General features: G+C 36.7%; 28 protein-coding genes. 17 read left to right on the top strand and 11 right to left on the bottom strand.

All coding sequences use genetic code 11. From position 1 onward, the window contains the following. Positions 1 to 104: 104 nt before the first annotated feature. The 11 genes from LV92_RS09265 (at position 105) to LV92_RS09215 (ending at position 12,218) form a co-directional block, all read left to right on the top strand. On the top strand, positions 105 to 1,481 hold the full coding sequence (locus LV92_RS09265) for an amidohydrolase family protein (RefSeq protein WP_111623361.1): 1,377 nt from the start codon (positions 105 to 107) through the stop codon (positions 1,479 to 1,481). Between the two features lie 227 nt (positions 1,482 to 1,708). Then, positions 1,709 to 2,392 (top strand): DUF2490 domain-containing protein, encoded by a 684-nt coding sequence (locus LV92_RS09260; RefSeq protein WP_111623360.1) that lies wholly within the window; start codon positions 1,709 to 1,711, stop codon positions 2,390 to 2,392. A gap of 4 nt (positions 2,393 to 2,396) precedes the next feature. Next, positions 2,397 to 3,614, top strand: a complete 1,218-nt coding sequence (locus LV92_RS09255; RefSeq protein ID WP_111623359.1) for a bifunctional alpha/beta hydrolase/OsmC family protein — start codon at positions 2,397 to 2,399, stop codon at positions 3,612 to 3,614. Positions 3,615 to 3,736: 122 nt separating this feature from the next. After that, positions 3,737 to 4,378 (top strand): YceI family protein, encoded by a 642-nt coding sequence (locus LV92_RS09250; protein WP_111623358.1) that lies wholly within the window; start codon positions 3,737 to 3,739, stop codon positions 4,376 to 4,378. Between the two features lie 221 nt (positions 4,379 to 4,599). Then, positions 4,600 to 5,187 carry a superoxide dismutase family protein gene (locus LV92_RS09245; RefSeq protein ID WP_111623357.1) on the top strand — a complete coding sequence of 196 codons (588 nt, stop codon included), beginning with the start codon at positions 4,600 to 4,602 and terminating at the stop codon, positions 5,185 to 5,187. Positions 5,188 to 5,256: 69 nt separating this feature from the next. Continuing rightward, entirely contained in the window at positions 5,257 to 5,790 is a 534-nt protein-coding gene (locus LV92_RS09240; protein WP_111623356.1) for an RNA polymerase sigma factor, read from the top strand. A 1-nt stretch (position 5,791) separates the two neighbouring features. Beyond that, positions 5,792 to 6,580, top strand: a complete 789-nt coding sequence (locus LV92_RS09235) for an anti-sigma factor (RefSeq protein WP_111623355.1) — start codon at positions 5,792 to 5,794, stop codon at positions 6,578 to 6,580. Positions 6,581 to 6,812: 232 nt separating this feature from the next. Continuing rightward, positions 6,813 to 7,187 carry a group I truncated hemoglobin gene (locus tag LV92_RS09230; protein WP_111623354.1) on the top strand — a complete coding sequence of 125 codons (375 nt, stop codon included), beginning with the start codon at positions 6,813 to 6,815 and terminating at the stop codon, positions 7,185 to 7,187. 253 nt (positions 7,188 to 7,440) lie between these two features. Further along, positions 7,441 to 8,721, top strand: a complete 1,281-nt coding sequence (locus LV92_RS09225; RefSeq protein ID WP_111623353.1) for a TolB-like translocation protein — start codon at positions 7,441 to 7,443, stop codon at positions 8,719 to 8,721. A 254-nt stretch (positions 8,722 to 8,975) separates the two neighbouring features. Next, a complete protein-coding gene (locus LV92_RS09220) occupies positions 8,976 to 10,961 on the top strand; it encodes a PorP/SprF family type IX secretion system membrane protein (protein WP_111623352.1) in 1,986 nt (661 codons plus the stop codon). A gap of 615 nt (positions 10,962 to 11,576) precedes the next feature. Then, entirely contained in the window at positions 11,577 to 12,218 is a 642-nt protein-coding gene (locus LV92_RS09215; protein ID WP_111623351.1) for a response regulator transcription factor, read from the top strand. Between the two features lie 254 nt (positions 12,219 to 12,472). Here the strand turns inward: LV92_RS09215 and LV92_RS09210 are convergent, their stop codons facing one another. From LV92_RS09210 to LV92_RS09175, 8 genes are all read right to left on the bottom strand, one after another. Further along, positions 12,473 to 13,228 carry a LytR/AlgR family response regulator transcription factor gene (locus LV92_RS09210; RefSeq protein WP_111623350.1) on the bottom strand — a complete coding sequence of 252 codons (756 nt, stop codon included), beginning with the start codon at positions 13,226 to 13,228 and terminating at the stop codon, positions 12,473 to 12,475. A 33-nt stretch (positions 13,229 to 13,261) separates the two neighbouring features. Continuing rightward, positions 13,262 to 14,170 (bottom strand): 1,4-dihydroxy-2-naphthoate octaprenyltransferase, encoded by a 909-nt coding sequence (menA, locus tag LV92_RS09205; RefSeq protein ID WP_111623349.1) that lies wholly within the window; start codon positions 14,168 to 14,170, stop codon positions 13,262 to 13,264. 1 nt (position 14,171) lies between these two features. Next, a complete protein-coding gene (locus tag LV92_RS09200) occupies positions 14,172 to 14,783 on the bottom strand; it encodes an SPOR domain-containing protein (protein WP_111623348.1) in 612 nt (203 codons plus the stop codon). Between the two features lie 180 nt (positions 14,784 to 14,963). Then, positions 14,964 to 15,794, bottom strand: a complete 831-nt coding sequence (locus LV92_RS09195) for a CvfB family protein (RefSeq protein WP_111623347.1) — start codon at positions 15,792 to 15,794, stop codon at positions 14,964 to 14,966. An 87-nt stretch (positions 15,795 to 15,881) separates the two neighbouring features. Beyond that, entirely contained in the window at positions 15,882 to 16,223 is a 342-nt protein-coding gene (locus LV92_RS09190; protein WP_072861289.1) for a DUF2853 family protein, read from the bottom strand. 37 nt (positions 16,224 to 16,260) lie between these two features. Further along, positions 16,261 to 18,015, bottom strand: a complete 1,755-nt coding sequence (gene menD, locus LV92_RS09185; protein ID WP_111623346.1) for a 2-succinyl-5-enolpyruvyl-6-hydroxy-3-cyclohexene-1-carboxylic-acid synthase — start codon at positions 18,013 to 18,015, stop codon at positions 16,261 to 16,263. 56 nt (positions 18,016 to 18,071) lie between these two features. Continuing rightward, positions 18,072 to 19,181 (bottom strand): chorismate-binding protein, encoded by a 1,110-nt coding sequence (locus tag LV92_RS09180; protein WP_111623345.1) that lies wholly within the window; start codon positions 19,179 to 19,181, stop codon positions 18,072 to 18,074. A gap of 1 nt (position 19,182) precedes the next feature. After that, positions 19,183 to 19,605, bottom strand: coding sequence for a PaaI family thioesterase (locus LV92_RS09175; RefSeq protein ID WP_111623344.1), 423 nt, complete (start codon positions 19,603 to 19,605; stop codon positions 19,183 to 19,185). 72 nt (positions 19,606 to 19,677) lie between these two features. Between LV92_RS09175 and LV92_RS09170 the strand changes: the two genes are divergently transcribed. The 4 genes from LV92_RS09170 to LV92_RS09155 all read left to right on the top strand — a co-directional run bounded on the left by LV92_RS09170 (position 19,678) and on the right by LV92_RS09155 (position 22,425). After that, positions 19,678 to 20,325: an alpha/beta hydrolase gene (locus LV92_RS09170; protein ID WP_111623343.1), complete on the top strand. Its 648-nt coding sequence runs from the start codon at positions 19,678 to 19,680 to the stop codon at positions 20,323 to 20,325. Then, positions 20,322 to 20,873, top strand: coding sequence for a GNAT family N-acetyltransferase (locus LV92_RS09165; protein ID WP_111623342.1), 552 nt, complete (start codon positions 20,322 to 20,324; stop codon positions 20,871 to 20,873). The genes LV92_RS09170 and LV92_RS09165 overlap by 4 nt, the downstream gene beginning before the upstream one ends. Positions 20,874 to 21,072: 199 nt before the next feature. Then, positions 21,073 to 21,819: a Crp/Fnr family transcriptional regulator gene (locus LV92_RS09160; RefSeq protein WP_111623341.1), complete on the top strand. Its 747-nt coding sequence runs from the start codon at positions 21,073 to 21,075 to the stop codon at positions 21,817 to 21,819. A gap of 93 nt (positions 21,820 to 21,912) precedes the next feature. Beyond that, entirely contained in the window at positions 21,913 to 22,425 is a 513-nt protein-coding gene (locus tag LV92_RS09155; protein WP_111623340.1) for a hypothetical protein, read from the top strand. 122 nt (positions 22,426 to 22,547) lie between these two features. Here the strand turns inward: LV92_RS09155 and LV92_RS09150 are convergent, their stop codons facing one another. The 3 genes from LV92_RS09150 to LV92_RS09140 all read right to left on the bottom strand — a co-directional run bounded on the left by LV92_RS09150 (position 22,548) and on the right by LV92_RS09140 (position 24,697). Then, positions 22,548 to 23,495, bottom strand: a complete 948-nt coding sequence (locus LV92_RS09150) for a hypothetical protein (RefSeq protein ID WP_111623339.1) — start codon at positions 23,493 to 23,495, stop codon at positions 22,548 to 22,550. A gap of 260 nt (positions 23,496 to 23,755) precedes the next feature. Next, a complete protein-coding gene (locus tag LV92_RS09145; protein ID WP_111623338.1) occupies positions 23,756 to 24,151 on the bottom strand; it encodes an iron chaperone in 396 nt (131 codons plus the stop codon). Positions 24,152 to 24,268: 117 nt separating this feature from the next. Continuing rightward, positions 24,269 to 24,697, bottom strand: coding sequence for a VOC family protein (locus LV92_RS09140; protein WP_211322953.1), 429 nt, complete (start codon positions 24,695 to 24,697; stop codon positions 24,269 to 24,271). A 592-nt stretch (positions 24,698 to 25,289) separates the two neighbouring features. Between LV92_RS09140 and LV92_RS09135 the strand changes: the two genes are divergently transcribed. Further along, complete coding sequence (locus tag LV92_RS09135; protein WP_111623337.1) at positions 25,290 to 25,994, top strand: LytR/AlgR family response regulator transcription factor; 705 nt, start codon at positions 25,290 to 25,292, stop codon at positions 25,992 to 25,994. Positions 25,995 to 26,062: 68 nt separating this feature from the next. After that, complete coding sequence (locus LV92_RS09130) at positions 26,063 to 26,461, top strand: hypothetical protein (RefSeq protein WP_111623336.1); 399 nt, start codon at positions 26,063 to 26,065, stop codon at positions 26,459 to 26,461. Positions 26,462 to 26,492: the final 31 nt, after the last annotated feature.

Below are 26,492 nucleotides of genomic sequence, written 5' to 3'. Positions count from 1 at the left end.
ACTAGGTTAAATAATTAATTCTGGACAAAACAACTTGTCCAGATTGGTTAATTCCCCCTGCCACCAATAACGGCAATACGTATTAACTTTAAACCTATATCCACATGAAAAAAATTAGTTTACTCATTTGTTTTGTAACTTTTCTTTCCTGTTCCCAAAAAAAGGAAAGTATTAGCCCAACAGCCATATTGATAACAGATGTCAATATTGTTGATGTTAGCAACGGTGATATCCTGCAGAATAGGCAGGTAGTAATAGACTCCGGAAAAATCAAGAAAATAGTCGAATCGTTAGAGAACGCTGAGGATTATCCTAATAAAATTGAAGCTAGGGATAAATACCTTATTCCCGGACTGGCAGAAATGCACGCGCACATTCCACAGCCCCCTACCAGCAACACCCGTATAGAGGAAACTTTATATCTCTACCTTTCCAATGGCATTACCACCATTAGGGGAATGTTGGGTCACCCTACCCATCTGGATTTAAGGGAAAAGGCATTAAAAGGGGAAGTTTTGAGTCCCCGGATTTTTACGTCCAGTCCTTCTTTTAATGGCAATTCCGTTACCACTAAGGAAGAGGCTGTAGAGAAAGTTACCGCTTATAAGAACGAGGGATACGATTTTCTTAAAATACACCCGGGTATGCAGTTGGAGGTTTTTGATCAAATGGTGGAAACGGCCAATGAACTCAACATTCCTTTTGCCGGCCATGTGCCCGTAATGGTTGGTATACGCCACGCCCTGGAAAGTAAATATGCTTCCATAGACCATGTAGATGGCTATTTGGAAGGACTTGTACCTGAATCAGAAGGCGTTGATCCTTCTGCCAATGGGTTTTTCGGTTACTCCTTTACCTCTCTTGCCGATACTTCCAAAATTGATGAATTGGTGACGCTGTCCAAGAAGAATCAGGTTTGGGTGGTACCCACACAGAGTTTATTTGAGAGGTGGTTTGCCCCAGTCAGTTCTGACGAATTGTTGAAGCAACCGGAAATGAAGTACATGCCCGTTTCCACTTTGGAGGATTGGAAGAGAAGAAAGGATGCATCCACAAAACCTGAAACCGGTTTTAACGAAGAGCAATGGACTAAGTTTACAGCTGTAAGAAGACAGTTGATCCGAAAGCTACAAGAGAATGGACATGGTATGTTATTGGGTTCAGATGCGCCCCAATTGTTCAACGTTCCCGGCTTTTCCATTCATCATGAGGTTGAAGGGATGATAGAGGCTGGACTCACTTCTTTGGAGATTTTACAATCCGGCACCATTAACCCGGCCATTTTCTTCGGGATGGAAGATATCTTTGGAAGTGTAAAGGAAGGTTTGGATGCAGATTTGGTATTATTAAATTCCAATCCCTTATTGGATATTTCGGCGCTAAAAGATATTTCAGGTGTCATGGTAAGGGGAAAATGGTTGTCCAAGGAATCCATAGCGGAGAAGTTGGAGCAAATAGCCAATAATGCAAAAAACAATTGATATGCCTTATTCCTTTAAAATACCATTATTTCGATATTGAAAATTGATTCATGATTTAAGATACCTGCATCGAGTCTGGAATCAGGACTAAATGGGATGCAATTTACTGGATTTCCCAAAAAACAGGAATTTCCGTAGAAAATGTATTTTTGGGCCGATAGTAACATAGATTAGATAAAAAGATAATTAATAGATATAAACACAGAAGAAAGAAACGAGTAAACAATATGAGAAAAATTTTAGGCTTGCTGATGCTAATTTCAGCGTTCACGTTAAAGGCACAGGTAAATGGGGAAAACAAGTTGGGATCTTGGCATATGTATTTCGGTACTAACAAGATTAGCGACAAATTAAGTATCCACACAGAAGCACAACTCCGTTATTATGAACAGGCCAAAAATTTTAATCAATTGCTTTTGAGAACGGGTTTAAACTATCATATTGATGCCAATACTTGGACTACTTTAGGATATGGCTATATTATAACCGATTCAACTTTTAGAGAGTTTTCCAATGAAACACATCTTTATGAGCACCGCATTTTTGAACGGTTTTTTCTGAAAAATAAGGTGTGGGAATTTAACTTTGAACACAGATATACCTTGGAACAAAGATTTATGGATTTCGGTATTCTTAAGGATATTCAGCATAGGATACGTTATCGCCTACAGCTCACCCTACCTTTGACCAATACCTTTTTCCTTAATTTTTACGATGAAATCTTTATCAACCTACAAGATGATTTTTTTGGTCAAAATCGCCTTTATGCAGCAATAGGAATTAACGTGACCGATAATACTAGTATACAATTGGGGTACTTAAAAAATCAATTTTCTGACTTAAATTATGACCGACTTCAGATAGGTGTTACCTATAATCCCGACTTAAGGGGTGTACTCAAGAAAAAATAGTATTATGAACCATCAAAAAGTAAGTTTTAAAAATGTGGGCGGAGAAACCTTGGTAGGGCGTTTATCCCTTCCTGCAAACCAACACCCACATAATTTTGTGCTTTTTGCGCATTGTTTTACCTGTAATAAAAACTTTACCGCTATTAGGAATATTAGTAGGGCCCTAACTGCTGAAGGCTTTGGGGTTTTGCGATTCGATTTCACTGGTCTTGGTGAAAGTGAAGGGGAATTTTCGGATTCCAATTTCTCTGGAAATGTGGAGGATTTATTGGAAGCGGCCAAATATTTAGAAGAGCATTACACTTCACCAACATTGATCATTGGCCATTCCTTGGGAGGGGCCGCAGCTATTCTTGCCGCGCAAAAAATATCCTCCATAAGGGCCGTTGTAACTATAGGAGCGCCGTCCAATCCTGTACATGTGAAACATATTTTCAAAAATGATATCGAATCCATTAATGATAAAGGAACTGCCGAGGTAAATATTGGAGGAAGAAGCTTTACCATAAAAAAGCAGTTCTTGGAAGATTTAAAATCGCATTCCTTTCAGGAAACTTTAAAGAATATCCGAAAATCTATTTTGATTCTTCACTCTCCTCAGGACAATGTTGTGGAAATAAAAAATGCTGAGGAGATTTACATTGCCGTACACCATCCAAAAAGCTTTGTTTCCCTTGACGGAGCAGACCATTTGTTAAGCAACCCCAATGACGCTTCCTATGCCGGAGAAATAATTGGAAAATGGTCTAAAAGGTATTTGGAGATGCCCGGGGCCATAGCCTTGGAAACGGAAAAAGAAGTGGTAGCCAGTTTGGATAGTACTGATGGATTTACGACACAAATGAAAGTGGGTAGTCATTATATCACCGCGGATGAGCCTGTTTCCTATGGAGGCAATAATTTTGGTCCCTCACCTTACGAATTGGTATCGGCCGGCCTGTCCGCCTGTACGGTAATGACCATACAGATGTATGCCAAAAGAAAGAAATGGCCTTTAGAAAATGTGGAAGTGCATACCTCCTATCAAAAATTACATGCTGACGATTGTCATAACTGTGATTCGAGCGAGGCAAAAATAGATACATTTCAGAGGGCCATCAAACTTACGGGCAGCTTGGACGATAAGCAAATAACTCGAATCATGGAAATTGCGGATAAATGCCCGGTCCACAGAACGTTGAAAAGCGAAATAAAAATCACCACTACTTTATTGAACAATTAGAATTGCTAATGCACCCTCCCAGATAGTAGAGCTTTATTAAAATATGATTAATTCATTTTAAAGAATTGTTCGACAACATTTTTTATGCTTAACTTTATCGCTAATATTTCAAATAAAATATCATGAAAAAAATCGCTTTTGCATGCTTAAGTTTACTTTTAATTACTGGAATAAGCTGTAAGGATGCCAAAAAAGGGCAAGATGGTGGTGCCGTAGAATTGGAGGCAGCCTCTTCTGAAAAATTTAGCCTGGTCAAAGATTCTACCAAAGTAAGTTTTACGGCCTATAAGACCACAGATAAATTACCTGTTGGTGGGAAGTTTACCAAAATTAATATTACAAATACCACGGAAGGCAGTACAGCTATGGAGGCCCTGAACGGTACCACTTTTAACATTCCCGTGAGCAGTCTGTTTACGAATGATGCTACCGGTACCAGAGATCCCAAGATTTTGGAATTCTTTTTCGGTGTTATGGATAATACAGAACTTATTTCAGGGGTATTTAAAGTATCAGGGGAGGATAATTGTTCTATTGACGTTACACTAAACGGAAAAACTGCCAATATTCCACTAGATCATGAAATGTCCGGAGATAACAGCTATTCCTTTAGCGGTGTAATGAATTTGGAGAATTGGGATGCCTTAAATGCAGTGGCATCCATAAACAAAGCCTGTGAAGTATTGCATACGGGCAAGGACGGTGTTAGTAAGACTTGGAGCGAGGTTGCCGTTCATGCCGATGTCCTTTTGCAAGAAAAATAATTCTTTACTATTCAGGAAGGGGCATTGTCTAAATTCTCTTCCTTTGAGATAAAAAAGGTTTTATAGATAATCCCCGTATTTGTTTTGTACAAATACGGGGATTATTAATATATGTAGATCAATTTTTGACTCAATTAAGTTATAAAATAACGCGTATCCCTTCTTGGCTTGACATCTTTTCCCAAAATTGGTATTTTTAGGAGAACCTAAAAAAAAGAAAGATGAAAAATATAATATTATTGACATTGGTATTACTTTTCCTCGGTTCCTACAGTTGTAAGGAGGCAAAGAAGGAAACCAAAGACACCATGGAAAATGTTGAAGCAATGACCGAGGAAATAAAAGAGGAAGTCATGGTTAAGACCCTTAAGTTCTCATTGGAACCTAAAAGTGATAGTAATGTTAAAGGCGAGGTAAGCTTTACCGAAGAAAACGGAACGGTAAGTATGAATGCCAACTTATCCGGACTGACCCCCGGGGAGCACGCGATTCATATCCATGAAAAAGCAGACTGTTCTTCGGCCGATGGAAAATCTACCGGTGGACATTGGAATCCGACATTTGCCCCTCATGGTGAATGGGGTTCCACAGAAGGCTATCACAGGGGAGATATTGGAAATTTCACAGCAGATGCGGAAGGAAATGCAACTGTGGAGTTCTCTACTGATGAATGGTGCATAGGATGTGGGGACGAGACCAAAAATCTAATCGGAAAAGGAATAATAGTACATGAAGGGGAAGATGATTTTGTTACCCAACCTACTGGGGATGCGGGAGGCAGGATAAGTTGTGCCGGAATTATAGAATAGTGATCAATTTGGAAAAAATTATTAAGCTGCTTTTTGGGCAGCTTTTTTTATCTTTAAAAAAATTCTTGAATGGAATTAGAAATAATTGTAGAACAATTTCAAAAAAAGGATGCTGGTGCTTTTCAAAAGCTTTACAATATGTATTCCGAAAATATATGTGGGGTAATAAATACTATTGTAAAGAATAACAATGTTGCCGAAGAGATTTGTCAGGATGTTTTTATGAAGGCATGGAACAATGCCGAGAGCTACAATGCCTCCAAAGGGCGGTTCTTTACCTGGATATTAAATATTGCGAGGAATGCGGCTATCGATGAATTACGTAGTAAGGCGCATAAAAATAGTAAAAAGAACTTTTCCGCTGATTACTTCGTAGGTATTTTGGAAAGTATGACGGATAGTGAAGATGGCAAGGAAGATATCATTGGGTTAAAAAAACTAATGGTAAATTTAAAGGACAAGTGTATCGAGATCATAGAGTTACTTTATTTTAAAGGGCTTACACAGAAAGAAGTATCAAAAGAATTGGACATTCCATTGGGAACGGTAAAGACAAGAAATAGAAGTTGTATTTCCCAAATAAGGACGAATATGGCATTATAATATGGATACAAAGGAATACATAACATCAGGTATATTGGAACTTTATGTTGCAGGTACCCTTTCCGAATTAGAAAATTTGGAGGTGTATCTAAATGCGGAGAAGTACCCTGAGATAAAAAAGGAAATTGAGGACATTGAAGCTTCCGTTTTGTCATTGACCAAGTCCGTTTCCCCTGGAACAAAAGGATTTAGTGATATCCAGAATAGAATGGCCAAGGCGGGTATTGTCAAAACTGAGCCGATTAGGAATAAGGTAAGTTGGACGGCCTATTTGGGCTGGGCCGCATCCTTATTATTTTTGGGAGGTTCAATATGGCTCTATCAACAGAACGATCAATTGAAATTAGATCTAGAAGTAGTTTCAAGGGAGAATGATGTTATGGAACAGCAGATTGCCGATTCCGAAAATTCTTTGGCCAAAACCGAAGATTTATTGAATACCATTCGTGACAAGAATATAACGGTAGTAGCACTGGGAGGACAGACCGTCTCCCCTACCTCTTACGCTAAAGCTTATTGGAACAAGGAGGAAAAGAAGGTGTATATAGATGCGCAAGGCCTACCCGATCCTCCAAATGGATTTGTTTACCAAGTATGGTCCCTGAAATTAAATCCGTTGACACCAACCAGCATGGGGCTGTTGGAGGATTTTGTTGATGATGACAATAAGGTGTTTGCCTTGGCCAACCCCAACGAGTCAGAGGCATTCGGAATTACTTTGGAACCTGCAGGCGGTAGTGAATCTCCCAATTTGGAACAGCTCTATACTTTAGGTGTGGCCACATCTTAGCAATTGGGAAATAGCCATGGAAATAATAAGTAAGAAGGGTTTGTGCTGGAATTAATCCCCACAGACCCTTTCTTTTCTGAAAATTTGTCTTATTCAGCTTTACCTTTTTAAAATGGGTCTTTTAGGTAATAAATGAACTAAAAATCTACTTTTTTGAATGAATTGAACAATTGCCTTTTCAGAAAAGAGCCTAAACTTGATGTAATTACTTTAATCATCAAAATAAAACATTATGGCAAGGACACTTTACAACAGATTGGGAGAATTAAAAGGGATTACAAAACTAGTGGATGACGTGGTTGATCTACACATGAGTAATCCGACCGTTAGTCCACGGTTTGTACCGTATATGGACCAACCGGACCGACTCAAGCTTATAAAGCATCATACGGTACACTTCTTTTGTGCCGGTGCAGGTGGCCCCCAGGAGTATAAGGGAAGGGATATGGTTACAACTCATAAGGGAATGAATATTTCAGAGCAGGAGTATTTGGCCGTTATGGACGACATTCTGGAAGCCATGGACAAAAACAAATATGGAGATGAAGAAAAAAAAGACGTTCTCGCAATTCTATATTCCCTTAAAGGAGGAGTTATTCGGCTATAGTTGGAATTGTAGCCATGGCTTATGGCACATAAATGTATAAGCAATTGATCATTAATTTTTTAAATGGCCTCGATTTTATTGGGGTCATTTTTTTATACAACCTTAATAGGATAAAGCCTACCACCTACCCCAGTAAATCCAAATTGGATGAAGAAAGATTTAAATAAAAACAAAAACCTATGAAATTTTACTAATAATTATTCCTACAAATTAATAGACCTTTGTCTAGTTTAACACCCCAATATCTAATAATATGAACCTATCCAATAGCTTTAAAGGGATACTCGGCTGCATTATTACGTTATTCTTCTGTTCTTTGTCCGCCCAAGAATCCACTGTTACCACCAACAGCAAGTCCAATGATTACCAAAACAGCAAAAGAGCTGACAAGTATCAACAACTTCTAAAACTAGGTTATAAGGAAAACGAAATATTCGAGGACCTTGGCAACGCCAACTTTTTGGTCGAAAATTATGAGGAAGCTATATTTTGGTATAAAAAGTTAATTGATATAAACTCCAGTTCTTCGGCAAAGGCAAGTTATTATGAGCGGTATCTTTTCGCACTAAAAAAAATTAGATCTACGGTGGTGGAAAGTACTTCCATCGATAAGGATTGGTTGGCCCAAATTAAAGGGGACTATCAAATAAACGGTACCCCAGGAGAAAAAAACAATCATCCTAAAAAAGTGAATAAATATAAGGATTTCAATTTTCAACAACCGCAAGAGCAGGTGGTATCCAAGGAATTGACTCTGGAGGATCTGGGTTTGGAAAATGAGTTGGTATCTGACATTGAGGATAAGGAAAAGTTTAAATTTGCCTATAATGCGCCAATTGCGATCACCGAAGATGGTAGCACTGCCTTTTTTAGTAAGGCCGTATATACCAAACCTTTGTATGGGGTCCTATCAAAAAAGGAATTGGTACACAGAATATTCAAAGCCAATAAAGTAAACGGGGAATGGCAGAACATAAAAGAAGTTGCATTGGCGCCCAAGTATTATTCTGCTATTCATCCTACCGTTTCACCGGACGGAAAAAGATTGTTCTTTGCCTCCAATATGCCCGGTACGTTTGGGAAATATGATATCTATGTAGCAGACATTCAAAACGACGGTTCTTTTAGTATAGCAAAAAATTTAGGTGAAAAAGTGAACACTGACGATAACGATCTTTATCCAAAAATAATAGGGGGTACTTCTCTGGTCTTTGCTTCGGAAGGTAGAAAAGGTTTAGGAGGACTAGACGTATACATGGTTCAGGTTGATCAAAGGAAAGTGGGGACTTCCGTTAACCTTGGAACCGACATAAATAGTGTTGAAGATGACTTTTCAATTTTACTAACAGGTAAAAACGGAATGGGGTATGTTATGTCCAATAGAGGTGAAAGTAAAAGTAATCCTCAAATGGTAGCGTTCACTTATTCCAAAGAGAAAAGGGACAGGTTATTGGAGAAAAAGCAATTCAATATTATGGAAAGTATTGATGACAAGGCGCAAATTAATTACACAAATACTGTTTTTGAGGAGTAAGGCTTTCATCAATTATTATACATCGGATAAAATGCACCGGCGTAATACTATGATAAATTCATAGTAAGAATTTACTTACATATTTATAATTTGGTCCTCTATATTTTTTTGGACCATTTCAACAAAATTTTTCTAAAGCCCCGACCAGGTTTGCGGTCCTTTTAAGATGAATGATCCAAGTTAAGCGAGAGACACGCACTATATGATTATAAGTAACAATTTATAATCGGAATAACAATAATTTTTCCCCTTGGATGAACTGCAGAGGTGCCATTTTTAAGAAGGTATTACTCCTAACATTGTTTTGCATTGTACTCTGCAATGATGCTGTGTTTTGTCAAGAAACCAATTCTGATTTCAACTCTTCTACCTCCTATCACAACCAATTGGTCTACAATAGGTTTTTAATCCATCCCGCTTTTTCACTGGTGAGGGAAAACAAATCCTATGTAAATATTCTACACCAAAATCAATACGCCACCTTTAACGACAATAATCAAAACTATTTTCTGGGATTTGGCAACAAATTGAACGATAATACCGCCATGGGAATAGGTATCTATACCAATCGGGCAGGTGTTATGCAGGAATTTGGAATAAACGCTAATTATGCCACTTCTGTACAATTGGGTCGGAATAGTAATTTAAGTTTCGGAACCAATATCACCTATCTAAACGCAGGAATAGATAAAAACAGGATTATAGCTTCGGAAAACGATCCGGAAATATTGGATGCCAGAAAAGAGACCAGGTTGGCCCTTCAGCCCGGAGCGGTGCTCTCCATTGGTCAGGTGGATTTTGGTCTGTATGCACAAGATCTTATCAGCTATAATCAAACGACCAACAGTGTTATCACCGATTTTAGCGACAAAACCCTAAAAGCCTCGCTCCAATATACGCACGAGCTCGACGCTAGGAGAGGCTTGTTTACCAATGGTAGAATTTTGCCTTTGTTACAGGTCCACAGGGATGAGGAGGAGAATTTTTCAATAGCCGGATCGGTTTTATTGGACTTACCAGATTATGGTTGGCTGCAGTCTACCTTTGATGATAGGTATGGCTTGTCTATGGGGCTCGGATTTAATCTTGGTAAAAAGATGACCCTTGGATATGTATTTGAAAAGAATTTTTTAAAATACGGCGCTAGCCTAGGTTGGAACCACGAACTATCCTTGGCCTACACCTTTAAAAATGACTTTGGGGATACCAGGAGACCAATTGTAAATTCGACCTATAGAAAACCCACCTCGACCAAAAAGAAAAAACCGGACCCCCTAGTAAAGAACTATGAGAAAGAAATAAAGAAATTGAAAGCTGAAATACAGCGAAGGGATCAAGACATAAAATTAAATAATCAACAATATTCAGAAGTAATTGATGAATATACTGATAACGAGGGCTCTGGGAATGATATGTTAAGATTAGCTTCTAGTAATGATACCGGTAGCACAAGCAATTGCGAATGTCAAAGTTCGTTGGCCTACCAAAATCACTTGCTTTTAAAAGAGTTGCTTAAAAATCAATACGCCAAAAATGACGACTCCAAAGATCATATAATAAACCTTACTGTAAACACTGCTAATGCCGACAAATCTGACAAAAATGATGCGTGCCAAAATACCCTTGCTTATGAAAATCGTTTAATATTGGACGGACTTATACTAAGACAGGACTCGTTGGAGACAGCAAATAAGCGGGAGATAGATAAGAGGTTCGATATGTTAGTGCGAATACTGAAAGACGAAATAAAACAGAACATGAAAACCGACCTTCAGAAAATAAATAGTGAACAATACGAAACAGCTGTTGCCGATATACAGGAAAAAACCATATACAGCATAAATAATGCTGACAATAAAGATTACACCAAACTACCAAAAGAGAATAAAGATTACGCCAAATTACCAATAAGGATGGAGCAGCAATCGGGCATTGCCGGGGTAAAAACAGGCTATTATTTGATAGCCAACGTTTATAAGAATAAAGAAAATGTAGATTCCTTTATAAGCGACCTAGAACACAAGGGGATTAGTGCCAAGCAATTTTTCAATAAGGAGAATGGTTTGTATTATGTGTATTTGGCAGATTACAATAAGAAGAACGAGGCGGAAATGGCTTATACCACAGATTTGGATGGTAAATATCTAAATGAAAAATGGATTATGAAGGTCAATAACAACGCGGCGACCGCCGAGAACTTATATGAAGACGGGGATGAGCTAATTGACCGCTTTGAATAACTCACATTGGTATTTGTAGGACCGTGTATATTATGTTCAATAGTCCATGACAAATTTTGAATTTAATCGGTCTCCAATTTTAATAATATGACTTATTGATTTGGCTCTGAGTTGCATACATTTTCAATTATAATAATTCAGCGAAAGAGGTTAATTTTTATCAATAATTCATAATAGCCCTTACAATTTTATTTTGTAGGAAAATACATCGTTTTTTTATGGAAGTTCAAGATTTTATATCTATATTTAAATTTTATTAACATAATTTTAAGCTTTAAAAACAAGAATCGGAAGATATAGCATATCGTTTAAGATTTACCTACGGTCTTAATATGAAGTTTAGCAGTGTGTTCCTTATTGTCCAATAATAGAGTTAAACAGAAATAGCATAAATAATATTTACATCCCAAATCACCAAAGCATGAAAACCTACACTTACCTATTCAGAAAACAAAGGAATTATAACGGCATTGCAGCCAACAACATATTTCTTTTCCACCTCTTGGAACAGTAGTTCTTAACTCGGATCAAGTAGTTATCAATTTTAAGTATAATACTTGATTATTATTGGCATAAAAACATTAAGAAACCCCCAAACCCCAAACCCCCATAGATATGAAATCTAACGTTCTAAAAATTATTGTAATAGACAATGACCTATCGTTCCATGAAACCTACAAATACTATTTTGAAACTTATAAGGAATATTCACTTGTAGGGATATATGTTTCGGTAAAGGAAGCGCTGTTGGATTATGATAATGTATTACCCGATATTATTGCTTCTGAAGTTACTATGCCGGATGGCTGTGGTATAGAAGGTATTGGGCATTTTCGTAAAAAAGATCCTGAAGTTAAAATTATTATGATCAGTGGCCAAAGTGATTTTGGGATCGTTAAAAAAGCCTTTAAAAACATGGCAAATGGTTATCTTTCCAAGCCTGTTGGTTTAAATAGTTTGTACCATGCCCTGAATGCAATCAAGTATGAAGGTGCTACCATAAGCAACGATATAGCCAAGAAAATAATTTCTATGTTCCAAAGAAAATCGTATACCTCTTTTTCTGAGAGGGAAAATCAGATTATTGATTATTTATGTCAGGGAGCTACCTATAAGACAATTGCTGATAATTTATTTGTTACCCCGAGTACTGTTAATTTTCATATACAGAATATATATCTGAAGTTAAATGTAAACTCAAAATCGGAAGCTTTGTCCAAATTGAGGGCAATGGAATATTCAGCCCATTTAATTTAATTCAAAAGGTATTGTATGATAAAATAACTACTTTAAATTTTACTCTTTAGACCCGTATTTCCAAAGCCGCAGGCTGGTAGAAATGGGAAAGTATTACAACCCCGCGTTTCTGTCGGGTTTTTCGGATAATACCCGGACACCAATACAGAAGTAACTTCTAGTTGAGTTGTAACATTAAATTGCTGAATATGCTGGTTCCAGTAAACAATAAAGGTGCCTTGAAGCACCTTTATATCCTTAAGTAAAATTATGCGTTACGAATTCATTGCTGAAATTATAAATTCCTTGAATTCCTTAGAAATAGGGATAAGTGTATTGTTAATCAAAATATCCTTGGAGTTAATGGCATCAATATGATCCACGTTAACAATATAGGATTTATGTGCCCTATAGAATTTTTGTTGCGGTAGTTTCTCCAAATAATCCTTGAGCGGAGATCGGACCAAAAACTTTTTATCTATGGTATTTACCTCTAAATAAACGTTATCCGCTTTAATAAACTGTATATCCCCAAATTGGATTCGATAATACAAATGTTGTTTTTTAACGAAAATGGAATCCTTTAATACCTTGTTGGACATTAGCCTATCATCTTCCTCTTCCTGACTTTCAGATGCTCCATTGTTCTTTACGGAAGTAAAGTTAGATAGTGCAATTTCAATGGAGGTGTATAAATCCTGCTGCTCAAATGGTTTGACCAAATAGCCGTTGGGCTTTACGGTCTTCGCATTTTCAACAGTGGCCCGATCGGAATTGGATGTTACAAATATAAAGGGGATGTTGTAGTTTTCCCTAATATGCTTGCCCAAATCAATTCCGGTTTTATCGGAGGCTAAGATAATATCGATCAACACAAGGTCAACTTCCTTGTTCTTTAAGACTTCAACTGCCTGCTCGTAAACAATAACATTGTCTACGATTTCGTATCCAATCTCTTCCAACATAGATTGCATATCATCTGCAATTATCACGTTGTCCTCTACAATAAGAATTCTAATTGGTTGTTCCAAAGTGTATTTATTTGATTGGTTATTATCTCAAAATTACGAAAAATTATTAAAACTAAAATAAAACAGAATCGACAATAAAAAAGTGCTCAATGCCAACTTTTTCAATTCGGGATCCAACAGAACCGTATTCTTAAGTTTCCACATTTTATTTAGATGTATAAATATAGGTACAAATGCTACCAAATGGATAGTATTTTTCCAATTTTCATAATGTATAAAGGTAAAGGCTAACATACTTATAAAACTAATTATGATTAGGAAAACATGGTATATTTTTCCGTTTTTAATGCCCATCTTCACTATCAGGGTGTTTTTATTGGAAGTCTTATCGGACTCATAGTCCCTTAAATTGTTAAGATTAAGTACCCCCGTACTCAAAAGGCCTATTGTTATTGCAGGAAAAATGGCCATCGTGTATAGCGTTTTGGTATAGAGAAACATGGAACCCATTACCCCCAGCAGGCCAAAAAATAGAAATACGAACAAATCCCCCAGGCCTTTATATCCATAGGCCGATATTCCAACGGTATATTTTATGGCCGCCCATATGCTTAGAATTCCGAGTGCTCCGAAAATTAGGGTAAAAAGAAGGTTCTTGGTGCCAAATGATAAATATAAAAGGGCTACTGTTAAAAAGACACATATTATAATTGAAATTATAATCCCTATTTTAAGTTCGTGTCTGGATAATTGTCCGCTTTGCAGGGCGCGCATGGGTCCTACCCTATTTTCATTGTCTGTGCCTTTAACACCATCGCCATAATCATTGGCAAAATTTGAAGTAATCTGGAAAGCGACCGTGGTCAATAGCGCAAATAAAAAAATACCCCAATGTAATTGACTGTACATGCTTCCAAGTGCTGTACCCACAATTATGCCGGACAGCGAAAGAGGGAGTGTCCTCAAACGGGCAGCACTAATCCATGCTTTAATTTTAGGCAATTTAATATGGGTCTTCTATTTCTAAACGCTTTCCTTCTTTGTAAGAAGCCACAAAAGCATCTTCAAAACCCATTTTCACCAATTGAAACCTAAAAGATCTGGCCTCTTCCAAGGTTTCGAAATTTCCCAATGAGTAGGAATAAAAGGGATTGGTTTTTACAAAAATTGTATTGTTAAGAGATTCAGAAGCAAGTGTTATATTGTTGTCTACAAAGGACTTAACCTGAACGGAATATATCTTTTCTTTATCCAAAAACTTTTTGGCCAAATAAAATTCCTTTACCAAGCTTAGTTCTTCATTCTGTTCCTTAAGATTATCTATTCTTGCCTTAATGACCTCCAAACTATCTATGGATACCAACAGGTTATTGCCAATGTTATTTCTGTTCTCATAATTGGAAGACCTGATAAATCCTGCATTGTACGAAAAAATAGCCAGAGTGCCAATCAAAAATAGCACTGTAATACTGCCAAATAGATTCCGTTGTATCTTACTGCGCTTTAATTCCTTGTTCTTGTATTTTATCTGATCCAATAGACGCTCATTTATGATTTGGGCCTTGTCTATGTCTTTATGCAATTCCAATAAATCACTTTCTTCTATGAATGGCATAGTCTTAATTGTTTAGGGGATGAGTACTAAAATTAGTGAAAATAAATCGACTATTTCGGTTTTTAAACTTGGTTGTTGTAAAAGTAATGGTTTTTGTTGCAAAACGACAAATAATTGAAACTAAAATCCATAAATAATTGGACACCATTATTTTAAAGTCCGTTATATAAAGCAAGTTGGTTACAGCAACTTTATACTATCTGGCTTAATTTCTATTTTACGTTCCTTGTACAGAGTTCCTATTCCCTTTTTAAAAGTTTTCTTGCTCATCTGTAACATTCTTTTAATATCCTCGGGGTCGGATTTGTCGTGTAAATTTAAGACCCCACCATTGGAAACAAGTTTGTCATAAATTAGGTTTGCCGCTGGCTCTAAACTTTTATATCCTATGGGTTGTAGGCTAACATCTAACTTGTTATCGTCTCTAATTGTCTTGATATATCCTTTTAATTTATCCCCTATGGCTACTTTTTTGAACACTTCGTTTGCATAAACCAAACCTTTGTGCTTATGGTTTATGATTACTTCCCATCCCAAATCGGTTAGCCTGGTAACCACAAGGTCTACCTCGTCCCATGCATTCACCGTTAGGTCATCATTGGACAAAAACCGGTCTAATTTATTGGATGCAACCAATCTATCTGTTTTTTCATCCAAATAACAGTATACAACGTACCATTGTCCTTCTTGCATTTTATTGCGCTGTTCCCTGAAAGGAACCAACAAATGCTTTTCCAATCCCCAGTCCATAAACGCCCCGTATTCATTTACTTCTGCAACCTGGAGCAATTGAAACTGATCCACAGTCACAAAAGGCACCAATGTGGTTGCCACAATTCGCTCTTCATGGTCCAGATAGCAAAACACATCCAGGTAGTCTCCGATCTCAAATTCCTCCGGTACATACTTATTTGGGAGTAATACATCATTACCTTCATCATCTCCCAAAAAGAGACCTACAGTAGTATCCCTAAGTATTTCTAAATTGTTATATTTTCCAAGTGCTATCATTGGGCAAAAATACGTTTAAAAAGAATCTCCATAAAAAAAAGCCGCTCTTTTTAAAGACGGCTCATATATATTATACTGCAGAAGCTATTATTTATAGACGGACTCCTTTTTAAAGTGTTTCGCCAACATGTAATAAACTACGGCCCTGTGCTTACTCTTCACGGAACTGCCGTATTTGTCTGTCACACTTTTAATAGCATCCATTAATTGAGGGCTATCTTTTAAACCCAGTTTTTTAATCAGGAAGTTATTTTTAACCGTTTGCAATTCTTTATCATCCGATCCTGAAACTTTAGAGGCATCCATGTTATATATTGAAGGCCCTAATCCTATGGTAACTTTCTTCAATAAATCCATATTTGGAGTTTCACCAAATTTGTCCTTGATGTCTGCTGCATATTTTTCGATTAATTCATCTCTTTTGCTCATAATAATAAATATTCTTAATGATTAGATTAATATCCTTCTAAGATATGAAATCAAAATAACTAAGCAAAATATTGTTATTTAATATTCTTGGGGTTTTTATTTCCAGAATTCTTGGTTTTTCGGACTTTTTATAAAAATTATCCAAGGCCTTAATTAAGTCGATTTTATTGGAAACGGACTCAAATTCAAAATTATACATGTCAGCTATGGATTGGATTTTAAGATTATGTGTAGTCTCAAAGAAGGTATTGAAATTGTCGGTTTCCTCCATGCCCGGTAATATCCTAAAAATACCACCGCCGCCATTATTGATTACTATTATTCTAAAATTGGGCTTAATGTAATTGTTCCATAGACCGTTACTGTCATAGAGAAAACTTAAATCGCCCGTAAGTAGCAGCGTTGGATTTGTATCATAAATAGAAGCTCCTATGGCTGTTGAAGTGCTGCCGTCTATACCACTGGCACCCCTATTACAAAAAACACGGATAGAGTGCTCCAAATCGAATAATTGGGCATATCTCACAGTAGAACTATTGGACAGTTGCAGTTGATAATTATTTGGTATGCTTTCCAAGGCCTTATGAAATACCCACATGTCCGAAAATGGTATTTCCAGCAAGTACTGTTCCCGTCTTAACTTGTAATGATCTTTCCTTTTTGCCCAATAGTCATAATAGTTACCTTCTTGGTTCGAGGTGTCTGCCAAAAGATTTTTAAATAGTGCATTGGGACTTATTTTAAAATGTTTTGTTAGAGAAAAAAAGGTGTTGTACGCCTTTTTTTGATTTACATGCCAATGCTTTAAAGGGGGATAATCCCTTAAAAAGGCTTTTATTTTTTTCGAAACTATAAGTCCCCCAAATGTTAGGACAATTTCGGGACGTAGCATTTTAAACAATTCATCCCTGTTGGCTGATTTCTCAATGGGAGCTATGATACTGTCTATACTGGGGAAAAAGTTGGGATGAAATAAATTGGAGGTACATTCGGTCATTACCACAACCGTTGGGTCTTTTGCCAATATTTCCAAATATATTTGTTCAACCTCGTTAGGTGGATTTACCCCGACCAATACCATTTTTCGCGAAGCATTTCGCCAGCTATAAACATATTCCTGCCATTCTTCTTGGCCATTTTCTCCTTCATCCTTCAATAACTCAATCTTTGGCAGCAGTGAGAATTCCTCCACTGTTTCATACAAAGGCTCTTCGAACGGAACATTTATGTGTACGGGAGTATTATCGGTAAAGGCTATATTTAGCGCCTCGTTAATTGCGTTATCATTATACTTTTGAACCAGAGTTTGGCAATGGTCAATATTATCGTCCTCCAGTTGATCGGGGTCATATTTCCGAACTTTATGGGTAGCATGACTAACATCCTGTTTAAGGTTTGCGGAATAACCAATATGACTCTCAAACACATTTGCCTGCCTTATGGTCTGTCCGTCCCCAATATCCACTTTATAAGAGGGCCTATCCGCTGATATAACAATAATTGGTATATCGCTATAGAAAGCTTCCGCAATGGCGGGATAATAATTTAGCAATGCGCTGCCGGAGGTACATAAAATTACTGTAGGTTGCTTTAGTTGTTGTGCAATGCCCAGAGCAAAAAATGCAGCGCAGCGCTCGTCAACGATACTATAACAATTAAAAAACGGGTCCTCAGAAAAACTAATGGTCAAAGGCGCATTTCTTGATCCTGGAGAAATAATTATATTTTTAATGTCCCTTGTTTTGCAATGATGAACAAGGGACTGTGCGGTGGGAATATTGGAATATTTCATTATTGCAAAATTACAACTCAGGTATTTCTAAAACCAATTCAACGCTGCTTTTAGGTTTATTTTAAAACTATTTTTAACATGGTACTACTTTTATCCTTCGTCTCTTGCCATTCTTTTTCGGGGACGGACCTGCTGGTTATACCGCCGCCAACATACACACTGACCGTATTTCCCAATATCTGCATACATCTTAAATTCACAAATAATGAGGTCTTGTTCTTTATGGTCCTATAGGCCCTGTTTTCCTGATTTCTTCTTGTGGACGGTCTGCTGATATCTTCCTTAAAATTTAACTCCCCTAAAAATCCGGTATAAAATTGCCGATCATAATTCTCATTTTCCAAAATAAACTCTTTAGCTGCTTTTTTTGGTAGCCCACATACGGCGGGAGTCGGGTGTAAGGCTCCTATAATTTCTTCAAGTCGTGAATTGTTCATATTCCCTGAAACGGATGTTTTTATATGCCAAAGATTACCTGCTTTAAAAGACGTGGCCCTAGATACCTCTAGAGAAGAAACCTTATCCTCTAGAGCACTTTGGATAAATTGAGTCACCATTTCCTGCTCTTCAAGTTCTTTTTCTTTCCAAATCGGCGTTTCACCAACCCTGTGCAATTGGGTGCCTGCCAAGGACATAGTCCTTAATGTATTGTTTTCCGTTTCCAAAAATATTTCGGGAGTGGCTCCCAACCACAGTCCAATTTTAGGGTGGAACCAGATATAACAAAAAGCCTTTGGATATTGGTTCAGGAGATCGCTGAACATAACAAAAGGTGTCTTGGTAGTCTCTACTTCTATGCTTCTGGATAATACCACCTTTTTTAAATTTCCCGAATCAATTCTTTTGATTGCCTGTTCCGTTAATTTGAGGTAAAGCTCCTTATCGGAGTCCTGATCCAATGCAGGAATTATTGGATTTTCGGCATATTCGGGTTCAAATTCAAAGGCTTCAGCAAAAGCTTCGTCCTTTCTAATTAACACTGCAGGCCCTCTCTCATCAAAGGGTGCAAAAACAAAGCCGCTCTCGGTATAGTCGGTTACCTTATGTAGTTCGAGGTCATTTTGAAAAATTACCTTTATTTCACCTTCATTGGGTTTCCTATAGGCAACAAATGGCAGACCTTTACGGAACTGTACTTTAATTTGATCCAAAAAACCTAGGGACATACTATTTTTTTGATAAGGCAATGGTGGTAAGTTTGCAAATTGAAATTAGGTTCCCGTCTTTATCAGTTACTTTAATATCCCAGATTTGTGTTGTACGACCTTTATGTACCACCTCTGCCCTAGCGTAAACGTCCCCCTCCCGGATGCTCTTGACATGATTGGCCGAAATTTCCAATCCACGAACAAAAAACTCCTTGGTATCCAAAAAAATATGGGAAGCCATACTTCCTACACTTTCTGCCAATGCAACCGTTGCCCCTCCATGTAAAACTCCATCTGGTTGATGAACCTGTGAGGTTACGGGCATTTTGGCCACCAAATAATTCTCTCCCACATCAATATATTCTATATTCAAGGTTTCCATTAAGGTGGCCTTGTTGGATTCATTACAAATTTTTAGAATTTTCTCTTGGTATTCGTTCATGAATTATTTTTTTGTAAAATTAAGCATTAGAAATTCAACAATTGTGTTACTTTATTTCTTATCCCAAAATTTATGGAACCCAAAGAAAAGCAAATTTCATACACAACGGCCAATACCTACAGTACCATCAATGTGTTAAATGAAAAAACCAGGAATGTTTGGATAGTATTTCACGGTATTGGGTTTTTGAGCAGATATTTTATTAAATATTTTAATGATCTGCCCAAGGAGGAGAATTATATTATTGCTCCACAAGCCCCCTCAAAATATTATTTGAACAAGGATTTTAAGTATGTAGGGGCTAGTTGGCTTACAAAGGAGAACACGGTTTTGGAAACGACGAATGTTCTAAATTATATGGATAATTTGTTTGCCTCGGAAAAAATACCCGCCCATTGCCAGCTAATTGTATTGGGCTTTTCCCAGGGGGTATCCATAGCCACTCGTTGGACCGCGAAAAGTAAAATAAGCCTTGATCAATTGATATTATATGCAGGCGGTATTCCAGAGGAACTTACTCCTGAGGATTTTAAATTTTTACTTGCCAAAAATGCCAAGATAAAATTGGTGTTGGGCAATAAGGATGAATTTATATCGGAATCCCGTCTCGAAAAAGAGAAGGAAAAGTTGGAATCGCTATTTAGCGGAAAAGCCGAATTGATTAAATTTGATGGTGGACATGAAATAAAAAAGGATATTTTAATAAGTCTAATTCAATGAAAAGCTTTACCCCAATTCTGGAAAACGATTTTGTGAAACTGGCGCCTTTATCACTAAGCAACTACCATCATTTACTGCCTATTGCCGGTCAGGAAAAACTTGTTCAATATTCCCCTTCGGATATTGAGACTCCCGAAGCTCTAAAAAAATATGTGGAGCAAGTCCTGGAGAAAGAAAGAGTTTTTTTGGCGAGGCCTTTCATTATCTATGACAAAAGGAGTGAAAAGTATGCGGGAAGTACCCGATTTATGAATATTGATATAAAAAATAAGGTTCTTGAAATAGGTTCCACATGGATAGGAAGGGAATTTCAAGGTACTGGCCTAAATGGTCAGGCGAAACTTCTAATGCTCAATTACGCTTTTAATGAAATGCATTTTGAAAAAGTTGAATTTAGAATTGATGAGCGTAATGTTCAGTCCCGCAAAGCAGTTGAAAAATTGGGAGCGAAATTGGAAGGCATTTTGCGTAAAAACGTTTATCTGCTGGATGGACATAAAAGAAATACCTGCTGCTATGGCCTTCTAAAGGAGGAATGGAGTTATTAGGTATTTGGGAGCTACCATTTTAGGACTCCAATTATTTTGTCAATGAAATCATTTTTAAGTGAAAAGTAAAAGAATTTTCTCGTAATTTTATTTTACTTTTTAATACTAATGAAGTAGTTTAACTCAATGGCTACTGCTTGCTTTTAAAGAATTTCATAATTCCCTCCTTGTCAATTCGTATAAAGTTAAATCTAGTTTTATGAACCAAGGATTATTACAATATGGATGCTATTTCGAAACTTTAAGGGAAAACATTCTGTTTGCCGACCTTCCAAATGACTCCCTAAAGACCCTCCTCGAAATTTCAAAGAATCAAATATGGCCCAAAAAAACATGTATTTTGGACAGCGACCATACCTTACATAGATTTTACATTGTAATTTCTGGAAAAATAAAGGAATATCAGTATGAAATTAACCAGAACAAGGAACTCATTCAAAACATTTTGATAAAGAATGATTTTTTTAATATATGCACCCTTTTGAAAGGTCATGCGAGCCGTTTGTTCTATGAAGTTTTGTCGTCCTCAGAATTAATTTACATTTCCATGGAGGATATGCGACTATGGATGGACGAAAATCCAAAAATTATTGGACCTATAGTGAACTATTTGGTCAAAAAGACCGAGAAATTAGAGGACAGGGTATTTGACCTTTGCTCAATGGATACTTCTTCCCGCTTAGCGAAATTATTGATAGAAAATTTTAATATAAAGACGAACAAAATAGAACTGATCAACGGTCTTTCCAACAGCATCCTAGCAGGTTTAATAGGTACTACAAGGGCTGTTTTAAACCGTCACCTACAAGATTTTAAGGCAATTGGAATATTGAACATTGAAGGAGGTAATATAGAAATGATAAACTTGCCCTTACTATTTCATAAACTTCAAGTCCTTTCAGAGAAACCCCCTCATGAAAAAGAATTTTTACCCAACCTGTCATAAAGCTTTGTTAAATATCCTGAGCTGCTACCCAGGTAGCAGCTCAGGATATTTAGATGGTCTAAATTTAAAGTGAAACTTTAAAATTCAACCATCATGAACAAATTATCGATTATTGCTGTTATTCTGTGCTTTACGTATTCTGGGTATACCCAACAAGAGATTAAGGCCGTTAAACTGGAAGAAGTAACTATCTCACCCATCTTAAACCATTCCTATCGTAATATGGTACTTGCCGAGACCTCTCCAGATTATGTCCAAAACCTACAGTCCGAAGCTGCCACCTATGATATACGGAAAGACCCGGATTACAAAAAGGACTTTGAGGTTTATCAAGTTATTTTTTCCCAAACCAATGGCAGTATAATAGCCACTTATGATGCCACAGGACACGTTTTATCTACTTTGGAAAAGTTTAAGGACGTAACACCGCCCCAACCTGTACGAAATAGCATTCAAATGAAATACCCCGATTGGACAATCCATAAAGATCTTTATAGGGTTACTTACTATCATGGCAAAGGTGCTACCAAAGTCTATCAATTACAACTGAGAAAAAACAATTCGAAAAAAAATCTAAAAATTGATTCCGATGGCAGGATTTTATGAACGGAGACAAAAGTCTGGTGGTTTTTCATCTAATTCCCAAACTTTTTTCAGAGGTAAAAATGTATAGTTTTTTTTATAAGGCCTTATTTTGAAGTATATCAATACGATGAAACCTGAAGTATTTACGATTTCACTTCCTGTAAGGGTTCCTTTTCGTAGTATTTAATCTTTCTGGTTTTATAAGTGTTATCAGGGGTAATGATCTGTTTTATCCAATTGCCGGAATCATGGCTATCATATTGGTAAATAAATTCTTGGACGGTTACTGATTTGCCTTTTATCGTTTTTAGTGAAGTAAGCATCCCCTTGTCGTTGTAAGAGTAGATAATACTCTCGGTGGGAATAAATGTTTTTTGACCATCGTTGTAAATAAACTTTTTTTCCGATACCAACCTGTTATTGCTATCATAAGTTTGTTCCACGGCCTTTTGAGGTAGACCTTCCAAAAATTCCTTGGTCAGAATTAATTTATGGATGGTATTGTCTTTACCCTTTATTTTTGAGGTTCTAATGGATTTGAAAATAATATCGTTCAAATAATAAGTCTTGGTAAGCTCACCTTTGTAGACTTCATATTTTAGGGCAGTTTCGTCAATACCGCTGTCATTGGTACGCTTTATGGTGGAGAGCTTCCCTTCCTCTCCATAGCTGTATTCATATTGATCCAAAAACTCCTTATTGTATGAAATTATTTTTTCGGTAATCTTTTTGCCATCTGTGGTATCCAATTCGTATAAATTGGCAATGGAGGTGTTCTTGACGAAAACACCGTCCCTGTAATTTTCTAGCCGTTTTTCCAAAAGTTCCGAGCCATCCAACTTATAAATTGTGATGTCATAATCTGTATCGCTATAACGGGTAACGGCCTTTGTTAGAAGACCATCTTCATTAAAGTCATATTCTTCCTTTCCGTAATCGGTTGCCACCAAACAAGATTTGACCGGTCCGTTTAAATCAAAATCTTGTACGGAAAACACCTTAATTTCTTGGGCAGATAGGCCTGTAGGGAAAACAACGCCTAGAACAATGCAAATACACAAAAGAAAATGGGCCAAGTAGTTTTTCATCATATGCCAAAATTAGTCTTTAAAAAGTCATAATAAAAACAAAATGGAAGATAACAAAACCGCAGCATTGGGCTATGGGCTAATATGTTCCTCTTTTATATTTTGGGTTTAATCATTAAATGTAGCCACTAAGGTAGGAAATTGAAAATTTTTATTGAAAATGAAGTGGGTTTGAATTCAGGTACCAACAATTTTTTTGTGGTTTAGGGCCTATTTTTTAAGGGTTTGCCCCTTTGGGTGTATTTCATCCAATAACTAAAAATTTACTTTTTACTGTTCTCCTTATTTTTAAAGTTGGCCAGGTTTTCCTGTGCTCTAAATTTTACAATTTTGGAAATTAATGGTAAGGGCAAGGGTTGGTTTAATGGAAATTGAACCGAGCCTTTACCTTGTTTATACGGTGCCAATTCTTTTTCAAATTCTGTATGACCTGTGGGCGTGGCATAGAATCCGATATGATTTTTGAAGGCAGCGAAGTACACCAACATACCATGGTATTTATAGGCTGGCATCTTGTAACTTATCATTTCTTCTGCCTCGGGAGCAGCTTCTCGGATGGTACTTCGCAATTTTTCCAAAACATCCTGTACCATTACCGGACAGTTGGCAATGTATGAGCTAACTTCTTTTGCGGAACTGTTTAATTTTATATGGGGCATAACATATTTTATTAAATTGAAAGGTTACTGTAATTGTTTTAATAAGTTGATTTACAACTATGTATGTATTTAAAGGTAAAGGTCTTACTGGAGCTCCAAAATCCTTAAGTAAATGACTTATACAGACTGTTCTTCGTTGAAACTGATCATCCATCGAATGCCGAACTTGTCAATGAAACTTCCAAAATAATCGCCCCAGAACATATCGTCCATTGCCATTTCAACACTACCTCCTTTGGAAAGTCCATTGAATAAACTATCCGCTTCCTGTCTGCTTTCTGTAGTCAACATGAGGTAGGTCTGGCTACCTGGTTGTAAAACCTGTCCGGCCGAAGGCAATAAATCCGAAGCCATTAAAACAGTGTCCTTCCCAATTGGTAATGAAATATGCATGGTAAGGTTTTGTTCTTTCTTAGAGAGTTTGTCGCCCTCAGGGACTTCTGACATTTTTATATAGGCCAGAAACTCGCCTCCAAAAACAGATTTATAGAAATTAAAAGCTTCCTCTGCCCTACCATCAAAATTTAAATAAGGATGTACTTTCATAATAATGAGATTTAGGGTTACAATTATGATTAATTTTTCAAAATCTTTTCTATGATTGCTAAGTTTGGATTCGGGGAAAGATATCATAAAGATAATTCAAAAAAAACATATTCAAAGGGTGTATGTAAATCATTATCAGTGCTTTATTGGTATATTTTACTTTATCCTTAAATAGTACATTAATAGGCGGTAGAGAAAACAGATATTCCTCACATATTTTCAATATGGTAACTGAAATATACTTGATTTAAACACCATAAGTTTTTTTATCGCGCTGCAATATAAAATGGTTGCTTTTTTGGGTTGATGTTTCATTTATCGAACCTCAAAAACCATTTTTTTGATTCGCCTATTTAAGCATTTTATTGTGTTAGGCCTTATTATATTTGGGCTGAGAGATTTATAATAATTTAGAATTATTTTTAGTATAACATACTGTATATTTGTTCCTTATAAAATGCCAAACACTAACCCTGGGCATTAAAGTTGTTAATATTCCTGTTACAGACGGTAGCGGGAAATTTGGACTGCACCCTATTCTTGGGCATTGGTCAACTTTAATACTTTGTGGTAGTTTAATTAAATTTCGACCATGAAAAACACCAAATTAAAATGCATTTTAATAGACGACTCTACCGTGCAACGACGTGCTGTTGCCAAGATTATAAAGGAACATTCCAAGCTGGATCTTATAAATGAATACGATAATGGTTTAGATGCCAAAAAGGACATTGGCAATAATACTGTTGATTTAATTTTTCTGGACATTGAAATGCCGGGCTTTAACGGATTTGATTTCTTGGAATCTATGGAGCACAAACCTCAGGTTATAGTTGTTTCGGGAAGCCCCAATTATGCTATGAAGGCGTTCGATTATGATGTAACCGACTATTTACAGAAGCCATTGGATAAAACCCGATTCGATGTTTCCATTAGAAAGGCAATCAGCAAATTTGAACTTGAAAATGCAGAGGAGATCGAGCTTGAGTATATATATGTAAATAGTAATCTTAAGAAAACGAAATTATTTCTGAACGAGATTTTATGGATAGAAGCTTATGGCGATTATGTAAAAGTTATCTCTATTGAGAAAAAGACTTTAATACTCTCTACCATGAAGGCCTTTGCCAAACAATTGCCCAAGGAAAAGTTTCTTAGAATCCATAAATCCTATACCGTTAATCTGGAAAAAATTGAAAATTTTAACGGTTCAACGGTAGAAATAAACGAACAGGTTATTCCTTTGAGCAGGCATAAAAAAGAGGCCTTGATCAAAGCTTTGGTAGTCATTGAATAACATTTAGCAAAAAGTTAATTAACAGCTTTTATTTGTAGCGCTAATTATTTTGTATCTTTACTTTGTAAATGAGCAAATTATTTTCCATAACGTTGTCTATTTTATTATTGTTCCAAAGTTTTAATTTGGATATGGTAGATGTTGCCCAATTGGATGATTTCTTGACCCATGCCCAGTTCCACAAGCAAAAATACGGGGACAACTTGTTTGTTTTTATTTCCAAACATTATGGGGAACTTAAAACCCAGCACGATTTGGAACATAGGGAAGAACAGAAGGACCATGAAGAATTGCCCTTCAATCATCAAACCTGCTCACATTATTCCAACGCGTTTGTACTGAACGGAGCGGATTTTATGGTACCTAAAACGCCTCAAGTGGCAGATACTAGTTCAAACTTTTTTTATCAAGAGTCTTACGGCCAACTAGAGAATTCCGATATTTTCCAACCCCCCAAGACTACATAATTCATTACTGATTTAAATCATTATTTAACAA

The sequence above is a fragment of the Arenibacter echinorum genome (genome assembly GCF_003259375.1).
GTDB classification, from domain to species: domain Bacteria; phylum Bacteroidota; class Bacteroidia; order Flavobacteriales; family Flavobacteriaceae; genus Arenibacter; species Arenibacter echinorum.
The sequence above is the reverse complement of the archived record's forward strand: the minus strand, read 5'-3'. Positions and strand labels throughout refer to the sequence as shown.